This window comes from Streptomyces sp. NPDC102462, assembly GCF_044765425.1.
Lineage (GTDB): Bacteria > Actinomycetota > Actinomycetes > Streptomycetales > Streptomycetaceae > Streptomyces.
Map to the genome: position 1 here is coordinate 65,416 of NZ_JBIWKB010000043.1, position 16,746 is coordinate 82,161.

The 16,746-nt window shown below is 72.8% G+C and carries 11 protein-coding genes and 1 pseudogene; 2 read left to right on the forward strand and 10 right to left on the reverse strand.

The annotated features are described in order from the left end of the window. Positions 1-8: 8 nt before the first annotated feature. The 6 genes from hydA to ACIRFL_RS30505 form a co-directional block, all read right to left on the reverse strand. Entirely contained in the window at positions 9-1,412 is a 1,404-nt protein-coding gene (gene hydA, locus ACIRFL_RS30480; protein WP_404034642.1) for a dihydropyrimidinase, read from the reverse strand. Between the two features lie 121 nt (positions 1,413-1,533). Further along, the gene (locus tag ACIRFL_RS30485) at positions 1,534-2,376 is read right to left on the reverse strand and encodes a nitrilase-related carbon-nitrogen hydrolase (RefSeq protein ID WP_404034644.1); all 843 of its coding nucleotides are present in this window, start codon (positions 2,374-2,376) and stop codon (positions 1,534-1,536) included. A 155-nt stretch (positions 2,377-2,531) separates the two neighbouring features. Beyond that, positions 2,532-4,097, reverse strand: coding sequence for a PucR family transcriptional regulator (locus tag ACIRFL_RS30490; protein WP_404034646.1), 1,566 nt, complete (start codon positions 4,095-4,097; stop codon positions 2,532-2,534). Between the two features lie 112 nt (positions 4,098-4,209). Continuing rightward, positions 4,210-5,493 carry an aspartate aminotransferase family protein gene (locus ACIRFL_RS30495; protein ID WP_404034648.1) on the reverse strand — a complete coding sequence of 428 codons (1,284 nt, stop codon included), beginning with the start codon at positions 5,491-5,493 and terminating at the stop codon, positions 4,210-4,212. After that, the gene (locus tag ACIRFL_RS30500; protein ID WP_404034650.1) at positions 5,490-6,332 is read right to left on the reverse strand and encodes a nitrilase-related carbon-nitrogen hydrolase; all 843 of its coding nucleotides are present in this window, start codon (positions 6,330-6,332) and stop codon (positions 5,490-5,492) included. Before ACIRFL_RS30500 ends, ACIRFL_RS30495 begins: the two co-directional genes overlap by 4 nt. A gap of 158 nt (positions 6,333-6,490) precedes the next feature. Then, the gene (locus ACIRFL_RS30505; protein WP_404034652.1) at positions 6,491-8,122 is read right to left on the reverse strand and encodes a hypothetical protein; all 1,632 of its coding nucleotides are present in this window, start codon (positions 8,120-8,122) and stop codon (positions 6,491-6,493) included. A 1,365-nt stretch (positions 8,123-9,487) separates the two neighbouring features. Between ACIRFL_RS30505 and ACIRFL_RS30510 the strand changes: the two genes are divergently transcribed. Then, complete coding sequence (locus tag ACIRFL_RS30510) at positions 9,488-12,136, forward strand: AAA family ATPase (protein ID WP_404034654.1); 2,649 nt, start codon at positions 9,488-9,490, stop codon at positions 12,134-12,136. A gap of 57 nt (positions 12,137-12,193) precedes the next feature. On the opposite strand, the gene ggt is transcribed toward ACIRFL_RS30510, so the two are convergent. Then, positions 12,194-13,993, reverse strand: a complete 1,800-nt coding sequence (ggt, locus tag ACIRFL_RS30515) for a gamma-glutamyltransferase (RefSeq protein ID WP_404034656.1) — start codon at positions 13,991-13,993, stop codon at positions 12,194-12,196. 105 nt (positions 13,994-14,098) lie between these two features. Here ggt and ACIRFL_RS30520 point away from each other — a divergent pair, with 105 nt between their 5' ends. Continuing rightward, positions 14,099-14,860, forward strand: coding sequence for a hypothetical protein (locus tag ACIRFL_RS30520; protein WP_404034658.1), 762 nt, complete (start codon positions 14,099-14,101; stop codon positions 14,858-14,860). A gap of 170 nt (positions 14,861-15,030) precedes the next feature. Here the strand turns inward: ACIRFL_RS30520 and ACIRFL_RS30525 are convergent. The 3 genes and pseudogenes from ACIRFL_RS30525 to ACIRFL_RS30535 all read right to left on the reverse strand — a co-directional run. Continuing rightward, a pseudogene (locus tag ACIRFL_RS30525) lies at positions 15,031-15,256 on the reverse strand (amino acid ABC transporter permease); the annotation flags it as partial. Between the two features lie 94 nt (positions 15,257-15,350). Next, complete coding sequence (locus ACIRFL_RS30530; RefSeq protein WP_404034660.1) at positions 15,351-15,770, reverse strand: DUF6278 family protein; 420 nt, start codon at positions 15,768-15,770, stop codon at positions 15,351-15,353. Between the two features lie 74 nt (positions 15,771-15,844). After that, a complete protein-coding gene (locus ACIRFL_RS30535; RefSeq protein ID WP_404034662.1) occupies positions 15,845-16,633 on the reverse strand; it encodes an exodeoxyribonuclease III in 789 nt (262 codons plus the stop codon). Between the last annotated feature and the right edge of the window lie 113 nt (positions 16,634-16,746).

The following is a 16,746-nucleotide window of genomic DNA, read 5'->3' on the forward strand; positions in this document are numbered from 1 at the left end:
TAGGTGACCTAGTTGAGGTACTGACAGGTGGAGCGCGGGGTGTAGACGCCGTGCCCGGCGCGTCCGGTGTACTCCCGCTCAGTGATGACGGCCTCGCCGCGCGAGAGCACGGTCTCGACCCGGCCGGTGATGCGCCTGCCCTCGTAGGCCGAGTAGTCGACGTTCATGTGGTGGGTGGTCACGGACACCACCTGCTCGGCGTGCGGGTCGTAGACGACGACATCGGCGTCGGCGCCGGGGGCGATGGTGCCCTTCTTCGGGTACAGGCCGAACATCCGCGCCGGGGTGGCGCAGGCGATCTCGATCCAGCGGCGGCGGGAGATGTGTCCGTCGACGACGGCCTGGTGCAGCAGGTCCATGCGGTTCTCGACGCCGGGCAGGCCGTTGGGGATCTTCGAGAAGTCGCCGCGGCCCAGCTCCTTCTGGCCGGTGAAGCAGAAGGGGCAGTGGTCGGTGGAGACGACCTGGAGGTCGTTGGTGCGCAGTCCCCGCCACAGCGCCGCCTGGTGCTCCCGGGGGCGCAGCGGGGTGGAGCAGACGTACTTGGCGCCCTCGAAGCCGGGTTCGGCGAGGTTGTCGGTCGACAGGAACAGATACTGCGGGCAGGTCTCGCCGAAGACGTGCAGACCCTGGTCGCGGGCCCTGGTCAGTTCGGCGACCGCCTCCTGCGCGGAGACGTGCACGACGTACAGCGGCGCCCCGGCGACCTGGGCGAGCCGGATGGCGCGGTGGGTGGCCTCGGCCTCCAGCAGTGCCTTGCGGACCTCGCCGTGGTAGCGGGGGTCGCTCTCGCCGCGGGCGAGTGCCTGCTCGACCAGGACGTCGATCGCGATGCCGTTCTCGGCGTGCATCATGATCAGCCCGCCGTTGCCCGCGGCGCGCTGCATGGCGCGCAGGATCTGACCGTCGTCGCTGTAGAAGACGCCCGGGTAGGCCATGAACTGCTTGAAGGAGGTCACGCCCTCCTCCACCAGCAGATCCATCTCCTTCAGCGTCTCCGCTTTCACATCGGAGACGATCATGTGGAAGCCGTAGTCGACGGCGCAGTTGCCCTCGGCCTTGGCGTGCCAGGCGTCCAGTCCCTCGCGCAGCGAGCGGCCGACGCTCTGGACGGCGAAGTCGACGATCGTCGTCGTACCACCCCAGGCGGCGGCCCGGGTGCCGGTCTCGAAGGTGTCCGAGGCGAAGGTGCCGCCGAACGGCATCTCCATGTGGGTGTGGGCGTCGACCCCGCCCGGGATGACGTACTTCCCGGTGGCGTCGATGCTCCGGTCGGCGGTGAAGGCCCCGGCCGCCTCGGTGCCGGAGGCCGCGAGGGCGGCGATACGGCCGTCCTCGATCAGGACGTCGGCGTGGATCTCGTCGGCCGCGGTGACGACGAGTCCACCGCGGATGACGGTACGGCCGGTCATGGGTCCACTCCCTCGCTGGTCATGTGCGGATTCGAGGTGGCTGCTCGGGCCGGGGCGGCGGCAGCCGCGCATCGGACACGGCCCGGCGCCCCTTCGGGGCGCGTCCGTACGGACGGCGCAATCACGGAGCCGTCAGCGGCCCGTAGGCGCCCGGGGCACGGTCGCGGTAGAACTGCCAGCGGTCGCGGACCTCGCGAAGCTTGGCCAGGTCCAGGTCGCGCACGACGAGTTCGGTCTCCTTGTCGCTCGCCACCTCGCCGACGAACTGGGCCTCGGGGTCGACGAAGTACGTCGTCCCGTAGAAGTCGTTGGCGCCGAGGTCCTCGACGCCGACCCGGTTGATCGCGCCCACGAAGTACTCGTTGGCGACCGCGGCGGCCGGCTGCTCCAGTTGCCACAGATAGCGGGACAGGCCGCGTGAGGTGGCCGACGGGTTGAAGACGATCTCGGCGCCGCCGAGGCCCAGCGCCCGCCAGCCCTCCGGGAAGTGCCGGTCGTAGCAGATGTAGACGCCGATCCGGCCGGCGGCCGTCTCGAAGACGGGCCAGCCGCTGTTCCCGGGGCGGAAGTAGAACTTCTCCCAGAAGCCGTCGACCTGCGGGATGTGGGTCTTGCGGTACTTGCCGAGGTAGGAGCCGTCCGCGTCGATCACCGCCGCGGTGTTGTAGAGGACGCCGGGCTGCTCCTCCTCGTACATGGGCAGCACGAGGACGATGCCGCACTCCCGTGCCAGGGCCTGGAAGCGGCGCACGGTGGGGCCCTCGGGGATCCGCTCGGCGTACTCGTAGAACGCCTTGTCCTGGACCTGGCAGAAGTACGGCCCGTAGAACAGCTCCTGGAAGCACAGGACGCGGGCGCCCTGCGCTGCCGCGTCGCGGACCGCCTGCTCGTGGACCTGGATCATCGACTCCTTGTCGCCGGTCCAGGCGGTCTGGAAGAGGGCGGCACGGATCACTTGGCTCATCGGGACCTCCGGTCGCTCGGTGTGCGGTGAGCCTAGGAAGTCCCCGGACGCGGACTGAGTGGCAGCGTGTCACGTCTGCGGGGGTGTGGCGTGCCATCGTGTCACATCGGCTCGGGGCCATGTTTCACCGCCGTTTTCGCAGGTCGTTCAGCGTTTCAGCCGTGTTGCGCGTCGTGCGCGAGCAGCGCGATGTGCACCGAGGCCGCCTGTTCGAAGTCATCGAGGTCGACACCGAGCCGGGCCTGTATCGCCTCCAGACGGCGGTAGAGCGCGGGCCGGGAGACATGGTGCAGCTGGGCGGTGCGGGACTTGTTGCGGCCGGTGGCGAGATAGGTCCGCAGCACGTTCAGAAGGTCCCGGTCGGTGCCGCTCAGCAGCCCGTCCAGCTCCCGCTCCGCGAAGGACTGGACGTGCGGGTCGTCGCGCAGGAGCCGGACCAGGCCGCGCAGATGGACGTCCCTGAGCCGGACGACGCAGGGCAGGTCGAGGGCGGCGGAGGAGTCGGCGACGGCGTCGGCGACGTGCTGGGCCTCGTGCAGCCCGGCGGGCACCTCGTCCCAGACGGTCCGCGGCCCGGCCGCGGCGACCACGCTGCGGGTGCGGCCGGACTCGGCCCGCAGCCGGGCCGCGAAGTGCGCGGTGAGCGCCTGCGCGTCCTGGTCCCGGGCGAGGCTCAGCAGCACCGCGGTGGCCCCGTCGGCGAGTTCGGCGACGAGTCCGGCGAGCCCCAGCATCCGCAGCACCCGGTCGAGCCCGGCGGGCGCGACGTCCCGCACCACCAGCGGGACGAAGGTCCGCCGGTTGACCGGCAGCCCGGCCGCCCGCGCCCGCGGCAGCAGTTGCCGGGCCGGTACCGCCCCGGAGACCAGGTCGGTCAGCAGGCTCTGCGCGGACTGCTCCTCCCAGGAGTGGGCCGAGCCGCCGCCGAGCATGCGGTGCAGCACCAGGGCCTCGGCGGCCCGGTCGGCGAGCAGCCGGCCGGCGGCCGTGCCGCCGCGGTACCCGCACAGCACGATCTGCCCCCAGCGCTCCCCGCGTCCGCCCAGCTCGGCCCGGATCCAGCCGTCGCCCTCGCTGCCGCCCGCCTGCCGGGCGATGCGCTCCCAGTCGCGCAGTACGTCGTCCACGGCCGACCGCTCCCCCGCCGTGGCCAGCACCCGGTGGGCGAGGTTGGTGACGACGACGGGGCAGGCGCTGTGCGCGGCGACCTCGTCGAGCAGGCTCTGCAGCGGCGCGCCCGCGGTGATCAGGGCGGTCAGCGCGGTCCGTACCGCCTCCGAGAGGCTGACGGCGGCGAACTTGCGCCGTACCAGCCGGGACTGCACCTCCTCGGTCAGTTCGGCGAAGGGGAACGGCCGGTGCAGCACGACCAGGGGCAGCCCGCACCGCTCGGCGGCCCGGCGCATCACGTCCGGCGGCGCCGGGAACGCCCGGCCGAGGCCCAGTACGACGGCCGCGGCCTCCGCGCGGTACAGCGACCGGATGTACTCGGCCTGCTTGTCCTCGTCGCCGGCGAGCAGCACCCCGGTGGTGAGCACCATCTCCCCGCCGGTGAGCATCACGCCGACGTCGGCGGCCTCGGCCACGTGCACCCAGCGCACCGGCCGGTCGAGCTGGGCGGCGCCGGCCACCACCTCGGGCTCCCCGGCCAGCACCCGTTCCAGGGCGAGGACCTGACGCACCGACAGCACCGGTTCCAGGGGCTCCAAGGCGGTGGTCATGGCATGCTCCCCTTCCTTGCTCTTCTGCTTCGCTTCTCGTTCTCTGCTGCTCGGTTCTCCTCCGGGGCGCGGGATGCCGGTGCCGAGTCGTCTGCCGCGGGCGGGTTCGGCGCTACTGCGTGCTCCTGAGGGCGTGTTCGAGGACGGCGGCGCCCTCCTCGGCCTCCGCGACGGTCAGCGACAGCGGTGGCGCGATGCGCAGGGCGCTGGTGTTGTGGCCGCCGCCCTTGCCGATCAGCAACCCGCCCTCGCGGGCCGCCTCCAGGACGGCGGAGGCCGCCTGCGGGTCGGCCTCGTCGGTGCCCGGCCGCACCAGCTCGATACCGATCATCAGCCCGCGCCCGCGCACCTCGCGTACGCCGGGCAGCTGCGCGGCGACGGCCCGCAGCCGCTCGATGAGCAGACCGCCGACCCGGCGGGCGTTGCCCTGCAGGTCGTGCTCCAGCAGATAGGTGAGGTTGGCCAGGCCGGCCGCCATGGTGATCTGGGTGCCGCCGAACGTCGAAATGCTGTTGGCGTCGAGGCAGTTCATGATCTCGGCGCGGGCCACGACCCCGCCGATGGACATGCCGTTGCCGATGCCCTTGGCGAAGGTGACGATGTCGGGCGGGCCGCTGCGGGCGTGCGCCTGCCAGCCCCAGAAGTGTTCTCCGGTACGGCCCCAGCCCGTCTGCACCTCGTCGGCGATCCACAGGATGCCGTGTTCCTTGAGCACTTCGCGGAAGGCCGCGTACAGGCCGTCGGGCGGCGAGGTGAAACCGCCGACGCCCTGGATGGGCTCGGCGATCAGGGCGGCCGGCGGCCGGGTGTGGCCGAGGAGGTCCTTCAGGTCCGCCACGCAGGCGGCGATGAACTCCGCGTCGTCCAGATGGGCGTAGGGGCCGCGGGTGCGGACGCCGCCGTGCACGTACAGGGTCTGCAGCGGGGACAGGGCGGTCGGGGACCAGCCGCGGTTGCCGGTGACGCCGACCGCGCTGAAGGAGCGGCCGTGGTAGCTGTTGCGCATCGCCAGGACCGTGTTGCTGCCCCGGTGGGCGGTCGCGAGCAGCAGGGCGGTGTCGTTGGCCTCGGTGCCGGAACTGGTGAAGAACACCCTGGCGTTCGGGATCTGCGACAACTGGGCGACCCGCTCGGCGAGTTCGACCATCGGCCGGTTGAGGTAGAGGGTCGAGGAGTGGATGATCCGGCCCGCCTGCTCGCTGACCGCCTTCGTCACCTCGGGCAGCGCGTGCGCGGTCATCGTGGTGAGGATGCCGCCGAAGAAGTCCAGGTACCGGTTGCCGCGCGCGTCCCAGACATGGCGTCCCTCGCCGTGGGTGATCTCCAGCGGGTCCTCGTAGTAGAGGGCGAGCCAGTCGGGCAGGACGTTGCGGTGGCGGGCGTAGAGGTCGTTCACGGCTGCACCAGCCCTTCGTAGGCGTCGGGGCGGCGGTCGCGGTAGAACGCCCACTGCTGCCGCACTTCTTCGATGAGGTCTAGGTCGAGATCGCGGACGAGCAGTTCCTCGTCCTTGTCGCCGGCGACGTCGCCGACGAACTGTCCGCGCGGGTCGACGAAGTAGCTCGTCCCGTAGAAGTCGTTGTCCCCGTACTCCTCCTGTCCGACCCGGTTGATGGCGGCGATGAAGTACTCGTTGGCCACCGCCGCGGCCGGCTGCTCCAGCTGCCACAGATGGGCCGAGAGGCCACGCGAGGTGGCCGACGGGTTGTACACCAACTGGGCGCCGCCGAGGCCGAGTTGGCGCCAGCCCTCGGGGAAGTGCCGGTCGTAGCAGATATAGACGCCGACCTTGCACACCGCGGTGTCGAAGACGGGCCAGCCGGCGTTGCCCGGCTTGAAGTAGTACTTCTCCCAGAAGCCCTTGAGCTGCGGGATGTGATGCTTGCGGTACTTGCCGAGGTAGCTGCCGTCGGCGTCGATCACGGCCGCGGTGTTGTAGTAGAAGCCGGACTGCTCGATCTCGAAGACCGGCACGACGATCACCATGCCGGTCTCACGGGCCAGCTCCCGCATGCGACGCACGGTCGGCCCGTCCGGCACCGGCTCGGCCCAGCGGTAGTGCTCCGGCTCCTGGACCTGGCAGAAGTAGGGAGCGTTGAAGACCTCCTGGAAGCCGATGATCCGGGCTCCCCGGCGGGCCGCCTCGCGGGCGTGCTCCTCGTGTTTCGCCACCATGGACTCGGTGTCGCCGGTCCAGGTGGCCTGGACCAGAGCGGCGCGTAGGACGTCGGCCATGAGCTGCTCCTTCGACGGGACGTCAGAGCCTCTACGCCCGTAGATGCAGGCGGTAGAGGGACGAACGTAAGCCTCCGGGACGGGCTTGCCAAGACCATCGTCGTGAACCCGCGGAGTCGATCATGTTTCACACTCCAGTGGGTGAGCCGCTGGGCCGGTCAGGCGGAGTGTCCGGCCACGCGCAGGGCGTGCACCAGGTCCCAGTGTCGCTCCTGCGAGACGGCCCGCGCGGCCTCCAGCAGGTGCGGTACGAGGCGCCGCGGATCGACGGCGGCGCTGCGGGCCGCCTCCTCGGGGGTGCGGACCCGGACGTACGCGTCGAGCAGGGCACGCACCTCGCGGACGCGTCCCTCGGCCGCCAGTGCGAGCACCGCCGCGCCGATCTCCTCGGCGGGCCGTACGACGCCCTGGCGCAGGATCTGCTCCCCGTCCGCGGTCCGCCCCGCCGCGACGAGGGCGTCGGCGGCGGCGACCAGGCGGTCGGCGGGCAGCGAGGCGGCCTCCCACAGCAGCGTGGCCCAGTCGGCGCCGTGCCCGGTGCGCCGCAGTTCGGCGGCGAGCAGCGGGAGCCGGGCGGGGGGCCAGTGCGCGGCCTCGACCAGCAGGACGTGCGCCTCGCCGGTGCGGCCCTCGCGGCGCAGCCGCTCCAGCGCCCGGACGGCGCCCGCGACGGCCGGTGCCGCCTCGGCGTCCGCGGGTGCCACCCGTGGCCCGGGCGGCTCGACCGCATCGGCGGCCCCGGCGAACCGGGCGCCGCGCGGGGTGCGGCGCCCGGCGGGGGCCGCCGCGGGCAGCACCGGTCCGGACGCGGGCACGGGGGCGGGCCCGACGTCGTCCTCGACCATCCCGGCGAACCGGGCACCACCGCGCCGCCGCTTGCGCTGCTTGCCGGAGAGCGACGGCGGCGGACCGGCTGCCGCCGGGGGCGCGGCGGCTGTTGCGGGGGGCGCGGCGGCGGTCGCACCGACGGCGTCGTGCCTGTCGGCCGGGTGTCGATCGCCGTGTTCAGGGGAGCCCGGGGCGGTGGGATCCGGGGCGTCACCGGGTACGGCGTCGGGGGTGCCGTGAGCGGCGGGACGCGTGGGCTGCCCGAGAGCAGTAGCCCGGGGCTCACGGCCGGGGTCGTGCGGGTGTCGGGTCCGGGGTGGACCCGCTGCCGGGAAGCCCGCCGCCGTCGGGCCGCCCGCCGGGTGGCCCGGTGCCGGTGCGTCGGGCCACGGTCCCGTGCCGTGCCGCGCCCCGGCGGGGAAACCGTCGGTCCCGTGCCGCGTGGGGTGGGTGGCGCGTCGGTCCAACTCGGCTATGCGCAGGCGTAGTTCGGCGCACCGTGCGGTCGCCCGCTGGTGGTCGTCGCGGGCCCAGGCAAGGTCGAGTCGGAGGGCGTGGGCCGCCTCGGAGGTCCCGGCGGCGGCGAGCGCCCGGCCCAGTTCTTCCTGCCGTTCGGCGGTGTACCGCTGCTCGCGGAGCATCACGTCGAGACGGTCGCCGAGCGCGTCCCGGGCGCCCGGCCGGGCGTCGTACGCGGTGAGCGCCGTCGCGTACAGGTGCCGGGCGCGCTCCTGTTCCGCCCCTGCGGTGTCCGGGCCGTAGGCCGCCGCCAGGTCCTGCAACAGCGCCTCCACCACGTCCCACGGCGGGATCTCCCGCCCGTCGAGACACGCCCGCATACCATCCGGGTCCCGCCCCCAGAAGACCGCGCACCAGCCGCCGCGCGGGTCGAGGCGCGCCAGGAGACCGTCCAGGTAGTTCGCGAACTCCCGTACTTCTCCTGGGAGTTGATCCACTGCCATCGCCCAACTCCCGCCAGAATGGAGCACTCCGCCCGGTAGAAAACACCAGCCGTGTTACGCCACCGCTACAGGGAGTTTTCCGGGCGACTGCGACCGCCGGCGGGTACGACTCGCAGACCGCGGCCCGGAATGCCGCCCGAACCGCCCGCCCAACTCCCCGACCAGGCGACTTTCCCCGCCCTTGACCACAAGCAGGGCAGTCCATGACCGCCGGATTACCCGGGCTGTACGACGGCGACCCGGCCGCCATCGACCGGCACGCGATCGCAGGGTGCGCCGCTCCGCCGGTCACGGCATCCCGGACGGCTTCGGTGGCACGGCGCGGGCCTCCGTATGCCTCCGTATGTACGAGAACCCCGCGGCCCGGCACGGCCCTGCCACCGAGCCCATGCTGATCGACAGGGGAACCCCGCGCACCGACGCCGGCTCACGCGCGGCCCACCCGGAGCACACGGTGGCGATCACGGCACGGGCCCCACATCCTCACCGCACGCCGAGCGCTCCGCTGGACATGCCGCGATGCACCGTCGCTCGTCCGCAGCACCATCGCGGCCGACGGCTCCCCCTGAGTTCTCGCCTTCGCTCGAACAGGGGGAACCCATCACGGCGTGGCCTTCCGCGCAGCGCTCCGCGGGCCCGGCATCCGCCGCACGGCCGGCTGCGCGGCGCAGGACGACCAACCCGGCAGGCCGAGGCCGAGACCAAGTCGGGACCGACGCCGAAGCCAAGGCCAAGGCCGGGGCTGGCGTCTGTGCCAGGCCGAGGCCGGGACCCGGGCCGGGACCGACGCCGGGGTCTGGGCCAGGCCGAGGCCGGGAGCCGGGGCCGGGCCATGGCCAGGGGCGACGCCGGGGCCAGGCCGAGGCAGGGATCGAAGCCGGGACCAGGGCCTAGCCAAGGCCGGGACCGAGGCCGGGGATCGACGCCGGGCCGAGGCCGGGATCGACGCCGGGACCTGGGCCAAGCCGAGCCCGGTCCCCGGGGGCCGGGACCGGGACCTGGGGCCGGGCGGGGCCGGGACCGGGACCGGGACCTGGGGCCGGGCCAAAACCGGGGCCGGGGGCGACGCTGCTCCCGCGGCGCGCGGACGCCCGCCGTACCAGCGGGGAACCGACCGCGAGCCTGCCGTGACACCCGGCGAAACCCCGCGGCGTCCGCCCGCCGTCAGCCCCGTACGACCATGGCCACGCCACGGACCGGCAGGGCCAGGCCGGGACCGGGAACGGCGCCGGGGCCAGCCCGAGGCCGGACCCGAGGCCGGGGCCGGGGTCGATTGGCTGGGGTTCGCTGGACATGCCTTGGGTCGCTGGCCGTGTCATCGTGGTGTAGGCCCACCCGTAGGACCTCTTTGGTGAACGGAACGCCATGACCAGCGGCTTCACTGGGCCGGAAGGACACGGCCCGGACCCCTTCGGTGAATTCCTCTCCCGCTTCTTCGGCGGCGGCCCGCATCCCGGCCCCCGTCAGGTGGACATCGGCCGGCTGCTCAGCCAACCGGCCAGGGAACTGGTGAAAGGCGCCGCCCAGTACGCCGCCGAGCACGGCAGCCGCGATCTGGACACCCAGCACCTGCTGCGCGCGGCCCTCGCCACCGAACCCACCCGGAGCCTGCTCAGCCGGGCGGGCACCGACCCCGACTCGCTCGCGACGGAGATAGACCAGCGCTCCGGGCCGGTACAGCACCCGCCGGGCGGCGCGCCGCCGCCGACCTCGCTCTCCCTGACCCCCGCGGTCAAGCGGGCGCTGCTGGACGCGCACGACATGGCCCGGTCGAGCGGCGCCGGATACATCGGCCCTGAGCATGTGCTCGGCGCGCTCGCCGCGAACCCGGACTCGGCCGCCGGGCACATCCTCCACGCGGCCCGCTTCGCGGCGGCCGGGATGCCCGCGGACGCCCCCGAGGCGCCGCCGCGGGCCGGCACCGAACGGCCTCCGGCCACCCCGACCCTGGACAAGTACGGCCGCGACCTGACCGACCTGGCCCGTCAGGGGCGGGTCGACCCCGTCATCGGACGGGACGACGAGATCGAGCAGACCATCGAGGTGCTGTCCCGGCGCGGCAAGAACAACCCGGTGCTGATCGGCGACGCCGGTGTGGGCAAGACGGCGATCGTGGAGGGGCTGGCCCAGCGGATCACCGACGGCGACGTGCCGGACGTCCTCATCGGGCGCCGGGTCGTCGCCCTCGACCTGACCGGCGTGGTCGCGGGCACCCGCTTCCGCGGGGACTTCGAGGAGCGGCTGAACAACATCGTCAGCGAGATCCGGGCGCACTCGGACCGGCTGATCGTCTTCCTCGACGAGTTGCACACGGTCGTGGGCACGGGCTCCGGCGGCGAGGGCGGCGCGCTGGACGCGGGCAACATCCTCAAGCCCGCGCTGGCCCGCGGCGAACTGCACGTCGTGGGCGCGACCACGCTGGAGGAGTACCGCAGGATCGAGAAGGACGCGGCGCTGGCCCGCCGGTTCCAGCCGATCCTGGTGCCCGAGCCGACCGTCCCGGACACCATCGAGATACTGCGCGGGCTGCGCGACCGCTACGAGGCGCACCATCAGGTCCGCTACACCGACGACGCGCTGGTCGCCGCCGTCGAGCTGTCCGACCGCTATCTCACCGACCGGCGGCTGCCGGACAAGGCGATCGACCTGATCGACCAGGCGGGCGCCCGGGTGCGGCTCGGTGCCCGGACCAAGGGCACGGACGTGCGTGCCATGGAACGCGAGGTCGAGCAGCTGCTGCGGGACAAGGACCAGGCGGTCGCGGACGAGCAGTACGAGCAGGCCACGCAGTTGCGGGACCGCATCGTGGCGCTGAAGGGCCGGATCTCCGAGACCACCGGCGACGACAAGGCCGACGAGGGGCAGGACCTGGAGGTGACGGCCGAGGCCATCGCCGAGGTGGTGTCCCGGCTCACCCACATCCCGGTCAGCAGGCTGACCCAGGAGGAGAAGGAGCGGCTGCTCGGCCTGGAGGAGCATCTGCACCAGCGGGTGATCGGACAGGACGAGGCGGTCGCCGTGGTCGCCGAGGCCGTGCTGCGCTCCCGGGCCGGGCTCGCCAGCCCGGACCGGCCGATCGGCAGCTTCCTGTTCCTCGGCCCGACCGGCGTGGGCAAGACGGAGCTGGCCCGGGCGCTCGCGGAGGTGCTGTTCGGCAGCGAGGACCGGATGGTGCGGCTGGACATGAGCGAGTACCAGGAGCGGCACACGGTGTCCCGGCTTGTGGGTGCGCCGCCCGGGTACGTCGGCCATGAGGAGGCCGGTCAGCTCACCGAGGTGGTGCGCCGGCACCCGTACTCGCTGCTGCTGCTCGATGAGGTGGAGAAGGCGCACCCGGACGTCTTCAACATCCTGCTCCAGGTCCTCGACGACGGGCGGTTGACCGACGCGCAGGGCCGGACGGTGGACTTCACCAACACGGTCATCGTGATGACCAGCAACCTGGGTTCCGAGGCCATCGGCCGGCGTGGCGCGGGCATCGGGTTCGGCGCGGGCGGCGCGGAGGCGGACGAGGAGGCCCGGCGGGAGCAGATCCTGCGCCCGCTGCGCGAGCACTTCCGACCGGAGTTCCTGAACCGGATCGACGAGATCGTGGTGTTCCGCCGGCTCACCGCCGGGCAACTGCGGCAGATCACCGACCTGTTGCTGGAGCGCACGCGGCGGCTGCTGCATGCCCAGGGGGTCACCGTCGACTTCACCGACGCGGCCGTCGGCTGGATCGCGGAGCGCGGTCATCAGCCGGAGTACGGCGCCCGCCCGCTGCGCCGTACCATCCAGCGCGAGGTCGACAACCGCATCTCCCGCCTCCTGCTGGACGGCCGTCTCACGGAGGGCAGCCGCGTCCGGGTGGACGCCACGGACCACCACCTGACCTTCGACACGGAACGGCCGCCGCGGGCCGGCACGGACCCAGTCGACGGCACGGCACCGCCGCCGGCCTCCGCCCAGGACACGCCGCCCGGACCGCCCTCCACCCCGGACAACTCGCAGCAGCCACCCACCCCCGAACCCTGAATCCGTTCCGACCGCGAGCTGCCCGCCACCCGGCCCGACGGCGCGTGCCCGCCGAAGTCATCGGGTCGGGTGTACCACCATGGCCGAGCCGCCGCCCCTGCGTGCCGTTTCCGCCGCGGCCAGCCACTTGCCGTTGGGGAGGCGTTGCACGCCCGTCGCGGCGCCGATCTCCGGGTTGAGCGAGAAGGCGTGCCCGATGGCTTCGAGCCGCGCCCGCAGGTTGCTGTCGTAGAGGCCGGGTTCGAGTTCCGTCCTGGCCGCGTTGCGCTGGCTGGCGCGGGGCGCGGCGATCGCGTCGACCAGCGGCAGGTGCCGGTCGAGGAACCCGGTCAGGGTCTGCAGCACGGTCGTGATGATGGTCGCGCCGCCGGGCGACCCGAGCGCCACCACCGGCCTGCCGTGCCGGTCGAGCACGATCGTCGGCGAGATCGACGACCGCGGCCGCTTGCCGGGACCGGGCAGGTTCGGGTCGTGCACGGCCGGGTTGGCCGGGGCGAAGGAGAAGTCCGTCAGCTCGTTGTTGAGGAGGAACCCCCGGCCGGGCACGGTGATCGCGCTGCCGCCGGTCTGCTCGATGGTGAGCGTGTAGGAGACGACGTTGCCCCACTTGTCGGCGACCGTGAGGTGCGTGGTGTTCTCTCCCTCGTACGTCGTCGGGGCCGCCGTGCCGCCCGTGCCGCAGGCCGCCGGGTGCCGCGGGTCGCCGGGCGCGACCGGGCTGGTCAGCACCGTGTCGTCCTTGATCAGGCAGGCGCGTGAGTCGGCGTACGACTGCGACAGCAGCTGCTTGGTCGGCACGTCCTCGAAGGCGGGGTCGCCGACCCAGCGCCCGCGGTCCGCGAAGGAGATCCGGCTCGCCTCGATGAAGCGGTGCAGGTACTGCGCGTCGGTCGCCTTCGAAAGGTCGGTCTTCTCAAGGATGTTGAGGGCCTCGCCGACCGTGGTGCCGCCCGAGGACGAGGGCGCGATCGAGTAGACACCGAGCCCGCGGTACGACGTCTTGGTGGGCGCCTGGAACTTGGCGCGGTAGGCGGCGAGATCCTTGGCGGACAGCCGGCCGGGACGCGCGTTCCAGCCGGAACCGGGGTCGACCGGCGGTTTGTTGACGGTGGCGAGGATGTCCTTGCCGAGGTCGCCGCGGTAGAGCGTGCCGATGCCCTTGCGGCCCAGTTCCTGGTAGGTGCGGGCCAGATCGGGGTTCTTGAAGGTGGCGCCGACGACGGGCAGCCGCCCGTTCGGCAGGAACAGCTCGGCGGTGTCCGGGAAGTAGCGGAACCGGGTCTCGTTGGCCGCCGTCTGCGAACGGAACGTGTCGTCGACGGTGAAGCCGTCGCGGGCGAGCCGTTCGGCGGGCCCCAGCACCGTGCCCAGCTTCTTGCTGCCCCAGGCGTCCAGGGCCTTCTGCCAGGTGGCGGGCGTGCCCGGTGTGCCGACGCTCAGTCCGCTGCTGACGGCGTCGGCGAAGGCGAGTGGCTTGCCGTTCTCCAGGAAGAGGTCGGAGCCGGCGCTGAGCGGCGCGGTCTCCCGGCCGTCGATGGTGTGCACGGCACGGGACTTGGCGTCGTAGTAGACGAAGTAGCCGCCCCCGCCGATGCCGGCGGAGTACGGCTCGGTGACCCCCAGGGCGGCGGCCGTGGCGACGGCGGCGTCGACCGCGTTGCCGCCCTTCTTCAGGACCTCGATGCCGGCGGCCGAGGCGTCCGCGTCGACGCTGGCGACCGCGCCGCCGTAGCCGGCGGCGACCGGGGTCTTGGGCGGGGTGGTGCTCGTGGCGCCGGGCGGCGCCGCAGCCCCCACGGACACGACGGCGGCCGAGACCGCAAGGACCGACAGTTTCCGCGCGACAGGGCGACGCATCCGCACCTCCAGCGAGTGACCGTCCGCGCAGCTTAATGGAACGGCATGTCCCCGTCAGGACCGTCTCGAACACCGGTTTGCCTTCGCCCGCTAGCATGCGCGCCCATGAATGACGACGTGCGCAACATCATCCTGGGCCTGGTGGCCGCCGGCATCAGCGCCGGCCTCGGCTGGCTGGCCCGCACCACCGTGTGGAAGCGCAGGCTGCGGCGCAAGCAGGCGTTCTTCGGGCTGCCGGAGAACTCCGAGTCGCTGCTCGTCGTCAACCGCGACCCGGCGACCTCCGAACCGGCGGTGCACCGCTTCGATGTGTTCGCGCTGCTGGAGCTGGCCGCCCTGATCAAGGACTGCGGCGCGCATCTGCAGATGGTGACCCAGGACAACGTCCAGCAGGGTTTCGGCGAGCGCACCGAGTTCTGCGTGGGCGGGCCCGCCTCGAACCGGCGCATGCTGGCCCACATGTCGGCGATGCTACCCGGGGTGCGGGTGAACATCGACCCGGAGCCGGGCCCGGACCGCGGCGCCTTCCAGATCGGCGGCGAGCGTTACCGTCTGGAGCCGGGCGTCACCGAATATGTGCTGCTGGCCCGGCTGACCGCCGGGCAGCGGCGCGAGGCACGGCCGGTGTTCCTGTTCTGCGGGCAGCGCGCGATCACCAACCAGGCCGCGACCCGCTATCTCGCCCGGCACCACGAGCGGCTGGCCCGCAAGCACGGCGGGAACCCGTTCGTGCTCCTGCTGAAGGTGGTCAACTCGCAGGCGTACGGCCCGGACGTGGTCGAGCTGGTCGCCGATGTGACGCGGGCCGCGCAGGCGCCGCCTCCGGCGCCGGCGCCGGAGGCACCACGCTCGCACCGGGCGTCCTAGGGCACGCGAGGACCGGCGGTCTTGTGGCAGCCGGGGCCCGGGAGCAACCCGTCCGGCGCGCAGCTGACCTTCTCCTCGCCGGCGGCCGACCCGTGCTGCGGGTGCGCACCGCCGCGCGAGCAGTGATCTCCGGCTGCCGCCGGGCGGGCCCGGCCCCGAGCCGCTGCCCCCTACGGTTTCGGAGCGGTGAGCAGGTTCCCACCGGTCGGCAGCGTCCCCGGCGGGGCCGCGGCGACGTCCACGGCCTCGGTCTTGGGACCGCGCCGCTCACGCCGGGACGCCCAGCGGGCGAACCAGGAGAGCGGCACGCACATCCCGGTGCGGAGCGGTGAGATCACCGGTCTCCACGGGGATGGACGGCACATCGTAGTCGAGGCGGGACGCGATCGGCTTCCCGGGCACGGAGGAACAACCTCGGTGGGCGGCCTGGCGCCGGCCTCGTCCGGCTCGCCCCGGTGTTTTCGGGCATCAGCCGTATTCACTGCGCCCGTCAGGCCTCGGCGACCTCCGCGTACAGCTGCGACAGCTCGGGAACGCCGCTGGTGGCCCACTCGTGACCGGCCTCGACGACATCGAACTCACGCCCGGATGCGAGCCGTACGACGGGCTGCCCGCCGGGCTGGAACTCCCAGTACGCGCCGGGCACGGTGCGCACGATGACCGTGCCCAGATACAGCCCCGCGTCATTGCCCAGCCACGGCAGGATCTCCGCGTCGTCGCGCCAGCGCGGCACCAGCTGGTCAAGGGCCTCGAGCGAGGTCACGGAGTCGTCCAGCCGGACGCCCTCCTGGGCCGCCTGGGAGCGCAGCAGATCGCACTCGGACAGCAGCTCGGCGACGCCCTCGCGGTCGGCGGGCAGCACCGGGGCATCGCTCTTCTTGTGCCGGTTGCCCAGGAAGGGGATGTTCATGTACACAGCGTGTCACCGACCCGGTGCCCGCACCACAGGGTGGGCGCGGGGTGTCGCCCCCACGACGCCCGTGATCAATCCGCCTGGACCGTCAGGTCCACCACCACGGGGGCGTGGTCCGAGGCGCCCTTGCCCTTGCGCTCCTCGCGGTCGACATAGGCGTCCTTGACGGCCTCGGCGAAGGGCTTGTTGCCGTAGACCAGGTCGATGCGCATGCCGCGGTTCTTGGGGAAGGCGAGCTGGCGGTAGTCCCAGTACGTGTAGGGGCGGTCGTACTTCAGGGGGCGCGGGACGACGTCCGTGAGGCCCGTCTCGCGCAGCGCGGTCAGCGCGGCGCGCTCGGCCGGGGTGACATGGGTCAGGCCCTCGAAGGCGGCCACGTCGAAGACGTCGTCATCGCTCGGCGCCACGTTGTAGTCGCCGAGGACCGCGAAGGGGCGGCCGCCCGCCGCGTCGCCCGCGACGGCGGCCCGCAGCGCCTCGAACCACTGGAGCTTGTAGGCGTAGTGCGGGTGGTCGACCTCGCGGCCGTTGGGCACGTACACCGACCAGACGCGGACCGGGCCGCAGGTCGCGGAGATCGCCCGGGGTTCCTGCACGCCGTCGTACCCGGGGTCGGCCGGCAGGCCCTTGACGACGTCCGCCAGGCCGACCCGGGAGAGCACCGCCACGCCGTTCCAGCGGCCGGTCGCGTGGACCGCCGCCTCGTACCCCAGCTCGCGCAGTTGGTCGCGGGGGAACTGCTCCTCGGAGATCTTGGCCTCCTGCAGGCACAGCACGTCGGTGCCGCTGCTCTCCAGCCAGGCCAGCAGCCGCGGCAGACGGGCGGTGATCGAGTTCACGTTCCAGGTCGCGATGCGCATGCCCCACAACCTACCCGGCGGCACTGACATTGATGCTGATACTCAGGTTCCGGTAGTCGTGGCTCGGGCACTGACTGACGCCCTGCTGGGCTGTCCTCCGGCTGTTCTGTCCG

What these genes read in the sequence shown, in the direction of transcription:
- ACIRFL_RS30510 (WP_404034654.1), top strand. Translation starts at nt 9,488, where the DNA reads ATGACCAGCGGCTTCACTGGGCCGGAAGGACACGGCCCGGACCCCTTC.
- ACIRFL_RS30490 (WP_404034646.1), bottom strand. Translation starts at nt 4,097, where the DNA reads ATGACCACCGCCTTGGAGCCCCTGGAACCGGTGCTGTCGGTGCGTCAG.
- ACIRFL_RS30500 (WP_404034650.1), bottom strand. Translation starts at nt 6,332, where the DNA reads ATGGCCGACGTCCTACGCGCCGCTCTGGTCCAGGCCACCTGGACCGGC.
- hydA (WP_404034642.1), bottom strand. Translation starts at nt 1,412, where the DNA reads ATGACCGGCCGTACCGTCATCCGCGGTGGACTCGTCGTCACCGCGGCC.
- ACIRFL_RS30530 (WP_404034660.1), bottom strand. Translation starts at nt 15,770, where the DNA reads ATGAACATCCCCTTCCTGGGCAACCGGCACAAGAAGAGCGATGCCCCG.
- ggt (WP_404034656.1), bottom strand. Translation starts at nt 13,993, where the DNA reads ATGCGTCGCCCTGTCGCGCGGAAACTGTCGGTCCTTGCGGTCTCGGCC.
- ACIRFL_RS30505 (WP_404034652.1), bottom strand. Translation starts at nt 8,122, where the DNA reads ATGGCAGTGGATCAACTCCCAGGAGAAGTACGGGAGTTCGCGAACTAC.
- ACIRFL_RS30520 (WP_404034658.1), top strand. Translation starts at nt 14,099, where the DNA reads ATGAATGACGACGTGCGCAACATCATCCTGGGCCTGGTGGCCGCCGGC.
- ACIRFL_RS30485 (WP_404034644.1), bottom strand. Translation starts at nt 2,376, where the DNA reads ATGAGCCAAGTGATCCGTGCCGCCCTCTTCCAGACCGCCTGGACCGGC.
- ACIRFL_RS30535 (WP_404034662.1), bottom strand. Translation starts at nt 16,633, where the DNA reads ATGCGCATCGCGACCTGGAACGTGAACTCGATCACCGCCCGTCTGCCG.